This is a genomic window from Micromonospora sp. AMSO12t, assembly GCF_008806585.1.
GTDB lineage: Bacteria > Actinomycetota > Actinomycetes > Mycobacteriales > Micromonosporaceae > Micromonospora > Micromonospora reichwaldensis.
Map to the genome: position 1 here is coordinate 50,325 of NZ_WAAS01000007.1, position 13,624 is coordinate 63,948.

Genomic DNA, 13,624 nt, shown 5'->3' on the forward strand with positions numbered 1-13,624 from the left:
GACAACGATGTCCGTTCGATGTCCGGGCCCGCCGCTGAGCCCGAGCGCCGCGCGACGACGTACGTCGTTGTCCCGCTCCCCTGGAGGAGAAGAATGCTCGGATCGTCCCGACGAGCACGCGTGCCCCTCGCAAGCGCCTTCACCGTTGTCGTCGCCCTCGCCGGCCTGTGGCTGTCCCCGCCGAGCGCGGGTGCGGCTCCGCCGCCGCAGGAACCCGGTGTCACCCTGCGCGTCTTCGACCTGCAGGTGCCGCTCAACAACCTCTGCACCCTGAAGGCCGGCCAGACACCGAACGTCGACAAGCTCATGCCGACGGTCGACTGGACGAGCGCGGCCGACTTCGGCATCGAGGACCACTTCCTGGTCCACGTCCTCGGCAACGTCAACATCACCCAGGCCGGCAGCTACACCTTCCGGCTCATCAGCGACGACGGCTCCCGCCTGCTGATCGACGACACGCTGATCGTCGACCACGACGGCGCGCACGGCCCGGAACCGAAGGACGGCGCCGTCGACCTGACCACCGGATACCACTCCCTGCGCATCGAGCACTTCGAGCGTACGGGCGGCCAGCAGCTCACGTTGCAGTGGCGTACGCCGGGCTCCAGCACGTTCGTGACCGTCCCCAACTCGGCACTGAGCACCGACGCCGGCGTCGTCCGGGTGACCGCGCCCGGCCGCAAGGAGTGCGAGGCCAGTGGCGACTCCCCCGGCGACGGGCTGCCGCTCACGTCGGTGCACCCGAACTACACCCTGACCGACCTGCGCCCGAGTGGTTTCCAGCCGCAGGTCACCGGGTTCGACTGGTTCCCCGACGGCCGGCTGGCCGTGGCCACCTGGGGCGGTTCCCTGACCACCGTGGGCGAGGTCTGGATCCTCGGCAACGTCACCGGCAGCACCAGCCCCGGCCAGGTGACCCGGCAACGGGTGGCCACGGGGCTCCAGGAGCCGATGGGGCTCAAGATCGTCGACGGGAAGATCTACGTCTCGGAGAAGGCGAAGCTCACCGAACTCAACGACACCAACGGCGACGGGGTGACCGACCAGTACCGCACCGTGGCCACCTGGCCGTTCGGCAGCAACTTCCACGAGTTCGGGTTCGGCCTGCTGTACCGGGACGGCTACTTCTACCTGAACCTCTCGGTCTCCATCAACTACGGCGGCGCCACGACCGACCCGCAGCCGGCCCCGAACCGGGGCACGACCATCAGGGTGAACCGGAGCACCGGCGCGATCGACTACGTGGCCGGCGGCCTGCGCACCCCGCACGGCATCGGCTGGGGCCCGGAGGGCGACATCTTCGTCACCGACAACCAGGGCGGCTGGCTGCCGTCGTCGAAGCTCGTGCACGTCAAGCAGGGCCGCTTCTTCAACCACTACATGAACCCGGCCGGCCCGTTCGACAACAACCCGGTCACCCCGCCGGTCCTCTGGCTGCCGCAGAACGAGATCGGCAACTCGCCGAGCACCCCCGTCATGCTCAACCAGGGCCCGTTCGCCGGGCAGATGCTCATCGGCGACGTGACCTACGGCGGGCTCCAGCGCGCGTACCTGGAGAAGGTCAACGGCGAGTACCAGGGCGCGCTGTTCCGGATGACCCAGGGCCTGGAGGCGGGGGTGTCCGAGGTGTCCGTCGGGCCCGACGGCGCCATCTACACCGGCGGCCTGCACGGCGGCGGCAACTGGGGGCAGGAGGGCAAGCTCAGCTACGGCCTGCAGAAGATCAGCCCCAACGGCGGCAACAACTTCGACATGCGGGCGATGCGGGCCCTGCCCAACGGCTTCGAGATCGAGTACACCCAGCCCCTGTCGGCGACGACCGCCGCCGCGCTGGCCAGCAAGTACCGGGTCAAGCAGTGGCGCTACGTGGCGACGGCCGCGTACGGCGGGCCGAAGATCGACGAAGAGACGCTGTCGGTCTCCTCGGCCACCCTGTCGGCTGACGGGAAGACCGTCACGTTGGCGATCAACGGCCTCAAGGCCGGCCGGGTGGTGCACGTCCGCTCGCCCCGGCCCTTCTCGGCGAGCAACGGCCAGTCGCTCTGGAGCACCGAGGTGTGGTACACGCTCAACGCCATCCCGGGTCAGCAGCCGCCCGTGAACCTCGCGCTCGGCAGGGCGGCGACCGCCGACAGCTCGTGCTCGCCCACCGAGGGCCCGGCCAGGGCCGTCAACGGGACGACCACCAGCGGCAACCTCGACAAGTGGTGTTCGACGGGCGCGACCAAGTGGATGCAGGTCGACCTGGGTGCCAACCAGAGCCTGAACCGCTTCGTCGTACGACACGCGGGCGCCGGCGGCGAGAACACCGCCTGGAACACCCGCGACTTCACCATCCAGACCAGCACCAACGGCACCTCGTGGACGACCACGACGACCGTCACCGCCAACACGGCCAACACCACCACCCACGACATCTCCCCCACCCAGGCCAGATACGTCCGACTGAACGTCACCAAGGCCACCAGCACCTCCGACAACGCGGCCCGGATCTACGAGTTCGAGGCCTACGGCGGGCAGACCGCGACCGGCAACCTCGCGTTGGGCAGGGCGGCGACGGCCGACAGTTCCTGCTCGGCCACCGAGGGCCCGGCCAGGGCCGTGAACGGCAGCGTGTCCGGCGGGAACGGTGACAAGTGGTGTTCGACGGGCACCACCAAGTGGCTCCAGGTCGACCTGGGCACCACCCGCAGCGTGAACCGCTTCGTCGTACGACACGCCGGCGCCGGCGGCGAGAACACCGCCTGGAACACCCGCGACTTCACCATCCAGATCAGCACCAACGGCACCTCCTGGACAACCACGACGACCGTCACCGCCAACACGGCCAACACCACCACCCACGACATCTCCCCCACCCAGGCCAGATACGTCCGACTGAACGTCACCAAGGCCACCAGCACCTCCGACAACGCGGCCCGGGTCTACGAGTTCGAGGCCCACGGCCCCGCAGGCGACACCGGCCGCGTCACGCTCCTCGACGGGTCCCACCTCGACAACTTCGAGAGCACCAACGGCACCCCGGCCACGTGGCCGCTGGCCAAGGGCGGCGTGGAGGTCCTCGGCGGCGACATCCGCAGCCGGCGCGCGTTCGGTGACTTCCGGCTGCACGTCGAGTTCTGGCTGCCCAACCTCCCGCCGGACGTCACCGGTCAGGCCCGCGCCAACAGCGGGATCTACCTCCAGGACCGCTACGAGCTCCAGGTCCTGGACTCCTTCGGCGACACCACCCCGGCCAACGACGAGGGCGGCGCCATCTACGGAAAGATCGCGCCATCGGTCAACGCGGCCAGCGCGCCGGAGACGTGGCAGACGTACGACGTCACCTTCCGGGCGGCCCGCTTCGACAGCGCCGGGGTGAAGACGGAGAACGCCCGGGTCACGGTCGTGTGGAACGGCGTCACCGTCCACGACAACGCGGTGATCAACGGGCCCACGGGCAACGGCGCCCCGGAGGGACCCTCGGTGGGGCCGATCCGGCTGCAGGACCACGGCGACCCGGGCCTCAACGTCCACTACCGCAACATCTGGGTCGAGCCGACGAGCTGACCGTACGCCCGGGGCGGGGCGACCGCGCGGGTCGCCCCGCCCCCGGCCCGCATCCCGCGCAGGCCTGAAGAACCCCCGTCCGTCGCACGGGCCCCGCGCCCGCGCCGACCCGTCCACATCGGAGACGGCATGACACGTCGCGCCCGCATCCGCACCCTGCCGCTGGCGGCCGCCCTCACCCTGCTGGCCGCCCTGCTCACGCCGGTGTCCCCGGCCCGGGCGGCGCCCGCGAAGACGCCCCCGCTGACCACGCCGTGGACCAGCCAGGCCCTCACGGGCACGCCCCTGCCGGAGTACCCCCGGCCGCAGATGACCCGGCCCGACTGGCTGAACCTCAACGGCGAGTGGCAACTGCGCCAGTCCGCCACCGACGACGCCCCGCAGTTCGGCACGGACCTCCCCGAGCGGGTGAACGTGCCGTTCCCGGTGGAGAGCGCCCTGTCCGGCGTGCGGCGCGCCGCGAACGACAACCGCCACTACCTGTTCTACCGACGCACCTTCACCGTGCCGGCCGACTGGTCCGGCCGCCGGACCCTGCTGCACTTCGGGGCGGTCGACTGGCAGAGCACCGTGTGGGTCAACGGCGCGCAGGTCGGCGGGCACACCGGGGGCTACGACGCCTTCACGTTCGACGTCACGCCGCATCTCAACGGCGGCACGAACGAGATCGTGGTGAAGGTGTGGGATCCGACGGACAGCCGGCAGAACGGCAGCCTCCCCCCGATCGGCAAGCAGACCAGGACCCCGGGTGGGATCTTCTACACCCCCAGCTCCGGCATCTGGCAGACCGTCTGGTTGGAGCCGGTGCCGACCGCGTCGATCAGCGGCGTCGACGTGTATCCGAACCTGTCCACCAACACGCTACGGGTGCGGGTGTCCACCCGGGGCAACGTCACCGGACACAGCGTGCTGGCCGAGGCGTTGAACGGGAGCACGCTGGTCGGCTCGGCCACCGGTGGCTTCACCGACTTCAGCGTGCCGGTGCCGAACGCCCGCCGGTGGTCCCCGGACGATCCGTTCCTCTATGGCCTACGGGTGACGCTGCGCAACGCGGGCGGCGCCCAGGCGGACCGGACGACGCACTACTTCGGCATGCGGGAGATCACCACCGGGATGGTCGGCGGGGTGCTGCGCCCGAAGCTCAACGGCCAGTTCGTGTTCCAGGCCGGCACCCTCGACCAGGGGTACTGGCCGGACGGGCTCCACACCGCCCCCACCGACGCGGCACTCGCCTTCGACCTGCAAAAACACAAGGACCTCGGGTTCAACATGGTCCGCAAGCACATCAAGGTCGAACCGCAGCGGTGGTTCTACCACGCCGACCGCCTCGGCCTGCTGGTGTGGCAGGACGTCCCGTCCCTCACCGCGCAGGACGTCAACGCCGACAACGCCCAGCAGGCACAGTTCGAGGCCGAGGCGAGGGAGATCGTCGACGAACACCGCAGCTCCCCCTCGGTGGTCGCCTACACCGTCTACAACGAGGGCTGGGGCGAACGCGCGCTCGCCGACACCCGGCGGGTCGGCCAGAACGTGAAGAACCAGGACCCGACCCGGCTGGTGAACGTGCACAGCGGCCACAACTGCTGCCAGTCCCTCGGCGACCCGGGTAACGGGGACATCGACGACTGGCACATGTACCTCGGGCCCGCCTCGCCGAGCCCGTCGGCCACCCGGGTCGCGGTGCTCGGCGAGTTCGGCGGCCTGGGCCTGCGGACGCCGGGGCACGAGTACAGCCCCAACGGCAGCTTCTTCGCCTACGAGTGGCAGCCGAACTCCACCGCCCTCACCGACCGGTACGTCGGGCTGGTGCAGGGCACCCGGAACCTGATGCTCGGCAAGGGCCTCAGCGCCTCGGTCTACACCGAGATCACCGACGTCGAAGGCGAGCTGAACGGCTTCCTCACCTACGACCGCCGGATCGTCAAGATGGTCGAGTCCCGGGTCCGGGCGGCCAACCAGTCGCTCATCGACGCGTCCAGGTCGCTCGGCGACAACCAGCCGGTCGCCCTGCCGCTGAACACGCGACGGTCGTTGCAGGTCACCACGCCCGGACACACGCAGAGGTACCTGCGGCACCAGGACAGCCTCGCCTACACCGAGATCGTCGACCCGGGCAGCACGGCGCTGCTCAAGAACGACGCCACCTACACGATCCGGGCGGGGCTGGCCGACGCCAACTGCTACTCCTTCGAGTCGGTCAACTTCCCGGGGCAGTACCTCCGGCACGCCGCGTCCCGGGTCCGCAACTCGCCGAACGACGGCTCGGCGCTGATGCGCGCCGACGCCACCTGGTGCGCCCGCACCGGGCTGACCGGCGGCGGGGTCTCCCTGGAGTCGTACAACTTCCGGGGCTCGTTCCTGCGCCACTTCAACTCGGAGGTGTGGCTCAGCAACGGCGCCGGCGGCGCGGCGTACGACACGCCCACCCTCTGGAGCGCGGACAGCACCTGGAACGTCGCCGCGCCCTGGGCACCGTGAGGACCGGACCGCGAGCTGGCGCACCGCCGCCCAGGTCGGTCAGCCGCTCAGTCCCGCCACCGCGGCCCCGACCGCCGCGTCGAGCAGCCGCTCCTCCAAGGGTTCCGCGATGGCGCTGGCGTAGACGGTCACCAGGTTGTGCCCCGCCCGGACGATCACGAAGGCCGACCGCCCGGTGATCCGGGCCCGCCCGCTGCCCGCGCTGAGCCGGTAGTCCACCCGCCAGGACTGCTCGCCCAGCGCGGGTGGCGGCTGCGCGTCGACCGCGAACCGCACCGCCGAGCCGCCCGCACCCCCAAGGGTGAAGCGGGGGCAGGCCCGGCGCGCCGACTCCGCCTCGGCGAGCACCGCGGCGGGCACCGGATCGGCATGCGACCTGACCTCGATCACCAGCTCGGTCGACGCGGTGGCGGTGGGCCCGCGCACCGTGGCGTAGCGGGCCCGCTCCCGGACCCGTTCGACCTCGCCGAGCCGGTCCAGGTAGGAGTCCTCGGCCAGGGGCCGGCAGGCCGGCGGGTCGATCCGGGAGCCGCCGCCCGCAGCCCGGTCGGGCCGGACCTGCCAGCCCCGCGGCAGCACCGCCCGGACCGCGCCCGCCGCCCGGCGGGCCTCCGCGCGGGTGAGCGGCCGACCGGGGTCGCGCCCCGCGACGGACCGCGTGGGCCCCGGGGTGGCGTCGGGCACTGGCGGGACGCCCGCAGGGGGCGACGTCGCCGTGGCGCGGGACGGCTCCGCCACCGGAAGCGGGGTGTACGCCCCGGGGATCCCCGGACCGAGTACCGCCACCGCGAGCAGGGCCGCCAGCGCCGCGACCGCCGCGACGGGCGCCCTGGCACGGGCCGGCCAGAACGGGGTCGGTCCGACCACCGCCGGCCGGGACAGCAGGAACGGCAGGGTGAACGCGACGAGGTAGCCCAGCCACACCAGCGGAGCCAGCAGGTGCGCCTCGACGGTGTCCCACCCGTCCGCCCGTCCGGTCGCCAGGGCGTGCAGGTACTGCAACAGCGCCGCCGTCGTGCCGGCCACCCAGCCCGCGGTCAGCGCCCGGCCGACACCGGCACGACGGCCGACCGCGAGCACCACCAGGACCGCCCAGCCGGTGAGCGCGCAGAGCAGCCAGCGCTGTTGGGCCTGCCGGCCCGCCTCGGCCAGGGTGCCCGGCGGGGACAGCTCGGTCCGCCACACGGCGGCTCCCGCACCGATCAGCACGGCGGTCAGGACCGCCGCCACGACCCCCCGGTCCCACCGGCGCGGCGGGCGTGGGTGCCCCTCCCCGGCCCCGCGCAGCAGCAGGCCGACCAGCACCGGCACCAGCAGCGCGAGCAGCGGCCAACCACTACGGGGCAGCGCGAAGACCAGCCAGGCGCGGGCCACGTGGCCGTCGGTCGCCACGGACGCCACCGCCGGCAACGGCCAGAGGACCGCGACACCGGCGGCCGCCGCGACCAGGTACGTGGCCGAACGCCAACCGACCGACCCGGGACGGCGGGCGACGACCAGTCGCGCCAACAGCACGCAGAGCCCGGCCACCGACGCGGCCAGGAGCCCCGCCAGCGCGGCGACGATCATCGCGACCGGCACCTCCGCCCGGACCGGCAAGGCCGAACTGCCCGGAACCGGCAGCACGGTGGCGACGAACGCCGTCGCCGCGAACCCGACTGCCACGCCGACGACGGACCGCCACCAGCCGCCCGCCCCAGCGGCCGCCCGGCGGACCAGCACGGGCAGCAGCCCGAGGTTCAGCAGGACGGCGCCGACACAGACCGCGACGGGCGGGCCGACGGTCGCGTGCGCGGTCAGGAAGAGGTCACGTACGAGGGCGTCGGCGGAGCCCATCGCCAGCATCGCGACCGCGCCGACCGCCAGCCCGTGGGTCAGGCCCCCCGGCGGGTCCGCCGGCCGGGCCAGCGCCGCCGCCCGGGCCGCCGGATCCGGATGCCGGGCGAGCAGCCGGCGCCGCCGCGTGGGGCCCACGGTCCTGGCGAGGAGCAACGCGGCCAGGTGCCCGGCCTGGCCGGCGCCGGCGGCGTACCGGTCGGCTTCCCGCTCACGCCGCCGCAACAGCCCGGCCGCCAGCAGCGCGGTCGACACCGCGACGACCGTCGCCCGGCCGAGCGCCGTCAGGTAGGTCGCGTTCAGCCCGAAGAGGGCCACCTCGAGCAGGCCGGCGGCGAGCACCGCGGGCACCGGCAGCCAGATCAGGCCACGGACGGCCGACGCCCAGGCCACGTCCCGGGCGAGGACGTGCGCGAGTTCGTGCGCCACCACGGGGTCGAACCGCGCCGGGTCGGCGTGGGCCACCGCGACGGCCGCCGGGAGCACCACCGTCGGCCGGCCGACCACACCACCGGTGGTGTACGCCTGCCGTACGGGCGGGGCGGCCACGACCAGCCTGGGCCGGTGACGCGCGGCCAGCCCGCTGCGGTCGCAGAGGTCGACGAAGCGCTCCTGCGCGCCCGGCACGGTGAGCCGGCGGCGGAGCCGACGCCGGTCGGCCAGCGGCAGCACCACAACGAGCGCCGCCGCCGCGCCCAGCGCCATCCCCGCCCCGGCGAGCATGACCAGTCCACGTCGGCCGAACTGCCCGGCCAGGCAGCGGTCGCGGGCCGCCGACTGTGCCGCGGCCTCCGCCGGATGGGCCCGGGTGCAGACGTCGACGGTGGCCGCCAAGGGTCGGGAGAGCGAGCGGTCGGCGAGGAAGTAGAGGCCGCCGGCGCTGATCCCGACGCTGATCAGGGACGCCAGCACGAGTGCGTAGAGCCAGCCGAGCCGGTCCGGCGGGACGGGCGGGCCGACTCCGGGGCCACGGTCGCCGCCGGTCGTGCCGTCCGGGGCCGTACGACCGTCGTGGTGGGCCCCACCGGCACCGGGCCCCGTCATGCGTCCGGCGGATCGACCATCGCGCCGACTGCGGCGTCGGCGAGCAGTTCCGCCCGGCCGGCGTCCAGGCCCAGCGCCACCGCGTGCCGGTGGCACGCCTCCCGCAGTCGACGCGCCTGTTCGGGCTCCAGCCCGGGTCGGGCGTCGGGCGGGGCGGGCAGCTCGCGGCGGCGGCGACGCAGCAGGCCGGCCCGGACGGTGGCGGCACCTATCACCAGCACCTCGCCCACGGCGGCGGCCACCACCTGGAGCGCGAGTTCGGTGACCAGGGTGACGTCGATGCCGAAGCCGACCCCGCCCTGCGGGACGGACCAGCTCACGCGGCCCTTCGACAGCTGCCGTCGCCAGTCGGCGGCCACCTCGTCGAAGACCGGTAGTTCCTCGGGGGCGATGCGGCGGACCGCCGCGTGGGCAGCGCCCACGACCAGATCGGCGGCGGCGTTCTGGGGCTCGGTCACGATGCCATCGTGCCGCCACGGCGCCAGCCCGCAGACCCGACAGTAAGGTTTCCGGCACCAGGATCCGTTGACCCGACACGGTGTGCGGGGCCGGGCCGAGGGCGCCGTCGCGTCGGCGGGAGGCAGGATGGGCGGGTGACTGCCCCCACCCGCCCGCCGTCGGCCGTCTTGGACGCGGTGCTCGAACGGTTGACCTACGTCAACGAGGAGACCGGCTACACCGTCGCACGGGTGGCCACCGGTCACGGCAGCGACCTGCTCACGGTGGTCGGCGCGCTGCTGGGAGCCCAGCCGGGGGAAAGCCTGCGCCTGTCCGGTCGGTGGTCGTCGCACCCGCAGTACGGCCGGCAGTTCGAGGTGCACTCGTACACGACCGTCCTGCCGGCCACCATCCAGGGCATCCGCCGTTACCTGGGTTCCGGGCTGGTCAAGGGCATCGGTCCGGTGTTCGCCGAGCGGATCGTCGCCCACTTCGGTCTCGACACCCTCCGCGTGATCGAGGAGGAGCCCGCCCGCCTGGTCGAGGTGCCCGGCCTCGGACCGAAGCGCACCGCGAAGATCACCGCGGCGTGGGAGGAGCAGAAGGCCATCAAGGAGGTGATGGTCTTCCTCCAGGGCGTCGGCGTGTCCACCTCCCTGGCCGTGCGGATCTTCAAGCAGTACGGCGACGCCTCCATCACGGTGGTCAGGAACGAGCCGTACCGGCTGGCGGCCGACGTGTGGGGCATCGGCTTCAGGACCGCCGACACCATCGCCCAGGCCGTCGGGATCCCGCACGACAGCCCCCAGCGGGTCAAGGCCGGCCTGCAGTACACCCTGTCCGAGGCCACCGACAACGGGCACTGCTACCTGCCCGACGGTCAGTTGGTCGCCGACGCCACCAGAATCCTCGACGTGCCCGCCGACCTCGTCACCACCTGCCTGGACGGGCTCGTCGGCGAGGAGGGGGTGGTCCGCGAGACGCTGCCCGGCCCGGATGGCGAGCCGACGGCGGCGGTCTACCTGGTGCCGTTCCACCGCGCCGAGCAGTCCCTCGCCGGATCCCTGCTGCGGCTGCTGCGCGACCGCGCCGACCGGCTGCCCCACTTCGCCGACGTCGACTGGGGCAGGGCGCTGGCCTGGTTGAAGGCCCGCACCGGCACCGACCTCGCCCCCGAGCAGGAACAGGCCGTCCGCCTCGCCCTCACCTCCAGGGTCGCCGTGCTGACCGGTGGCCCCGGCTGCGGCAAGAGCTTCACCGTACGCTCGATCGTCGAACTCGCCGCCGCGAAGCGGGCCAAGGTCACCCTCGTCGCGCCGACGGGCCGCGCCGCCAAGCGGCTGTCGGAGCTGACCGGGCACCCGGCGGCCACCGTGCACCGGCTGTTGCAGCTGCGCCCCGGCGGGGAGGCCAGCCACGACCGGGACAATCCCCTCGACGTCGACCTCCTCGTCGTCGACGAGGCCTCCATGCTCGACCTGATCCTGGCCAACAAGCTCGTCAAGGCCGTCCCGCCCGGCGCGCACCTGCTGCTCGTCGGCGACGTCGACCAGCTCCCCTCCGTCGGCGCCGGCGAGGTCCTGCGGGACCTGCTCGCCGCCCCGGCCGTCCCCCGGGTCCGGCTGACGCAGGTATTCCGCCAGGCCGCGGAGTCCGGGGTCGTCACCAACGCCCACCGCATCAACGCCGGCAAGCCGCCGCTGCTCCAGGGCCTCAGCGACTTCTTCCTGTTCGCCAGCGACGACACCGACGCCACCGCCGCCCTGACCGTCGACGTCGCCTGCACCCGGATCGCCGCCCGCTTCGGTCTCGACCCGCGCCGCGACGTCCAGGTCCTCACCCCCATGCACCGCGGCCCGGCCGGCGCGGCGGCCCTGAACACGCTGCTCCAGCAGCGGCTCACCCCGGCACGCGAGGGGCAACCCGAGCGCCGCCTGGGCGGACGGGTGTTCCGCGTCGGCGACAAGGTCACCCAGATCCGCAACAACTACGACAAGGGCCAGGCCGGCGTCTTCAACGGCACCGTCGGCATCGTCACCGCTCTCAGCACCGACGAGCAGACCCTGACGGTACGCACCGACGAGGACGAGAGCATCGACTACGACTTCGACGAACTCGACGAGCTGGCCCACGCGTACGCCATGACGATCCACCGCTCGCAGGGCTCCGAGTATCCCGCCGTGGTCATCCCGCTGACCACCAGCGCCTGGATGATGCTGCAACGCAACCTGCTCTACACCGCCGTCACCCGCGCCAAGAAGCTCGTCGTCCTGGTCGGTTCCCGCCGTGCCCTCGCCGCCGCCGTCCGTACCGTCGGGGCCGGACGCCGCCACACCGCCCTCGACCACCGCCTCGCCTGAGCGCCTCGCTGCTGCCGCACGCCGGCCCGGGGCCGCCGGTCCCCGCCGGGGCCCTACGCCACCGGACGGGGCGCGGTCGGTGTGGGGCGCAGCGCCGCGAGCTGGATCTGCAACGCCAGCCGCGTGCGCGGCGAGTCGAGATCCACGGCGACGACCTCGGTGAGGCGACGCAACCGGTACCGGAGCGTGTTGGGGTGCACGTGCAGCTGCCGGGCGGCCCGCTGCGGGTCGCCCTGCTGGTCGAGCCAGGCGGCGACGGTGGCGACGTAGTCGGTGCCGTGCTCCCGGTCGTGGGCCACGAGACCGGGCAGGGGGCCACCCAGCAGCAGGTCGACGCCCGGCACGGCGCCGACCACCCGGTGCACGACCAGCTCTGCCCAGTGGTCCTCGAACCGCAGCACCGGGCCCCGCTGCCCGGCCGGGCCGCGCAACGCGAGCAGCTCCGCCGCCTCGGCGCGCGAGCGCGGCAAATCCGCCAGGTTCCGGGCGACACCGCCGGACGCGGCGTACAGACCCGGGTCCTGCACGGCGACGTCGTGGATCAGCTTCTCCATCCACCGCCGCGAACCGGGCGAGGTGCCCTCGTCCACCAGGACGGCGAACAGGACGTCTCCGACGTCCGCGAGCAGCGGCTGGCGCCAGCCGTGCCGGCGGGTGATCGACTCCCACAGCGCGAGGTTGTCGACCATCTCCCCCGTCCCTCCGAGGGCGACGACCCGCCACGGTCCCTCGGGCAGGGCCAGCTCCTCCCGGCCCATCCCGCCGGGGGCCCGCAGGACCGCCCGCAGGCGGTCGGCCGACACCCGGCGCGCGACGTCGGCCTGCACGCGCAGGCGGAGCAGGTGCAGGGCCAGTACGGACGCCGTGCCCTGGAGGTCGCGCAGCCGCCCCTCCGGCACCGGGCCCTCGACGACGGCCCAGATCGAGCCGAGCAGCTCGCCGCCGGCGCGGATCGGAACGACGAGGCGGGGCAACGTCCCGTCCGGGCCCTGCGGTACGAAGATCAGCTCGCTGCCCGTCGCGAGCTTGCGGAAGACGCCACGGGAACGGAAGTGGGCGATCACGTTGCCGGGGGCGCGACGGCCGACGATCGTCGACACGCGCGCCGGGTCGGTGCGGTCCTGGCGCGACGAGTAGGCCAGCACCCGGGACTGGGCGTCCTCGATCGTCACCGGCGCGTCGACGACGGCGGCGGTCGCGTCGGCGAGGGCGAACAGCTCGTCGTAGACGCCGGGCTCCCCGGTCTCCGGCGAGCCGGGCGCGACGGCCCGGTCGATCATCCCGCGGAGCAGCCAGACGAGCTGGGCCCAGGAGCCGTGACGTTGAAGCTCGACCAGGGTGAGGCGCCGGTCGGCGGCGGCCGACGTCACGTCGGGGTGCGCGGCCAGCGGAGGCTTGAGCACCAGGCCGGCCGCCCCGGCCTCCTGGCAGCGCGCGACGACGGCGAGGGCCTGTGCCGGGGTCGCGACGCCCGCGCCGAGGACGAGGTCACCGCTCTGGCCGGTCGTGGCGTCGTCGGCGAGGGTGACGTCGCGTACCTCCGCCTCGTCGGCGGGGACGACGACCTTGAGCAACGCGGCGCCGGCCGCGTCCACCACGCCAGCCACGGTGAGCATGCCGCGATTGTGCCCCGATCTTGTCCGGCAGGGCCAATGACCTGGGCGATCGTTGGCCGGAACGGACAATGACCTTCCGGCCCGGTGGGGACAGGATTGGCCGCGATCCCTGTCGCGCCCGAAGGAGAAGACGCCATGTCCCCCGTCGAGTCAGTGCCCGCCCCCCAGCACGTCGCCGTCGTCGGCGCGGGGATGGTCGGGCTGGCCACCGCCTGGTTCCTGCAGGAGCGGGGGGTCCGGGTCACCGTGCTCGACCGTACGGGGGTCGCGGCGCCGACGCACGAGGCGAAGTCGTTCCTCGCC

7 protein-coding genes are annotated in these 13,624 nt (G+C 73.4%); 4 read left to right on the forward strand and 3 right to left on the reverse strand.

Annotated elements, in window-relative coordinates:
* Window positions 1-93 precede the first annotated feature (93 nt).
* Together F6X68_RS02220 and F6X68_RS02225 are read left to right on the forward strand one after the other, a co-directional pair.
* On the forward strand, window positions 94-3,549 hold the full coding sequence (locus tag F6X68_RS02220; protein ID WP_151452656.1) for a discoidin domain-containing protein: 3,456 nt from the start codon (window positions 94-96) through the stop codon (window positions 3,547-3,549).
* 129 nt (window positions 3,550-3,678) lie between these two features.
* A complete protein-coding gene (locus F6X68_RS02225) occupies window positions 3,679-6,027 on the forward strand; it encodes an AbfB domain-containing protein (protein ID WP_151452657.1) in 2,349 nt (782 codons plus the stop codon).
* A 39-nt stretch (window positions 6,028-6,066) separates the two neighbouring features.
* Here F6X68_RS02225 and F6X68_RS02230 read toward each other — a convergent pair whose 3' ends face one another.
* Window positions 6,067-8,907: a M48 family metalloprotease gene (locus F6X68_RS02230; protein WP_151452658.1), complete on the reverse strand. Its 2,841-nt coding sequence runs from the start codon at window positions 8,905-8,907 to the stop codon at window positions 6,067-6,069.
* Complete coding sequence (locus F6X68_RS02235) at window positions 8,904-9,365, reverse strand: hypothetical protein (protein ID WP_151452659.1); 462 nt, start codon at window positions 9,363-9,365, stop codon at window positions 8,904-8,906. The genes F6X68_RS02230 and F6X68_RS02235 overlap by 4 nt, the downstream gene beginning before the upstream one ends.
* A 135-nt stretch (window positions 9,366-9,500) precedes the next feature.
* Between F6X68_RS02235 and F6X68_RS02240 the strand changes: the two genes are divergently transcribed.
* A complete protein-coding gene (locus tag F6X68_RS02240; RefSeq protein ID WP_151452660.1) occupies window positions 9,501-11,705 on the forward strand; it encodes an ATP-dependent RecD-like DNA helicase in 2,205 nt (734 codons plus the stop codon).
* A 53-nt stretch (window positions 11,706-11,758) separates the two neighbouring features.
* On the opposite strand, the gene F6X68_RS02245 is transcribed toward F6X68_RS02240, so the two are convergent.
* Entirely contained in the window at window positions 11,759-13,321 is a 1,563-nt protein-coding gene (locus F6X68_RS02245) for a PucR family transcriptional regulator (RefSeq protein WP_151452661.1), read from the reverse strand.
* A gap of 135 nt (window positions 13,322-13,456) precedes the next feature.
* Between F6X68_RS02245 and F6X68_RS02250 the strand changes: the two genes are divergently transcribed.
* Window positions 13,457-13,624: FAD-dependent oxidoreductase (locus F6X68_RS02250; RefSeq protein ID WP_151452662.1), on the forward strand; the 168-nt coding region annotated here is incomplete at its 3' end.

Bases quoted from the DNA above. Each gene is read 5' to 3' on its own strand.
- F6X68_RS02220 (WP_151452656.1), top strand. From the start codon at position 94: ATGCTCGGATCGTCCCGACGAGCACGCGTGCCCCTCGCAAGCGCCTTC.
- F6X68_RS02225 (WP_151452657.1), top strand. From the start codon at position 3,679: ATGACACGTCGCGCCCGCATCCGCACCCTGCCGCTGGCGGCCGCCCTC.
- F6X68_RS02230 (WP_151452658.1), bottom strand. From the start codon at position 8,907: ATGACGGGGCCCGGTGCCGGTGGGGCCCACCACGACGGTCGTACGGCC.
- F6X68_RS02245 (WP_151452661.1), bottom strand. From the start codon at position 13,321: ATGCTCACCGTGGCTGGCGTGGTGGACGCGGCCGGCGCCGCGTTGCTC.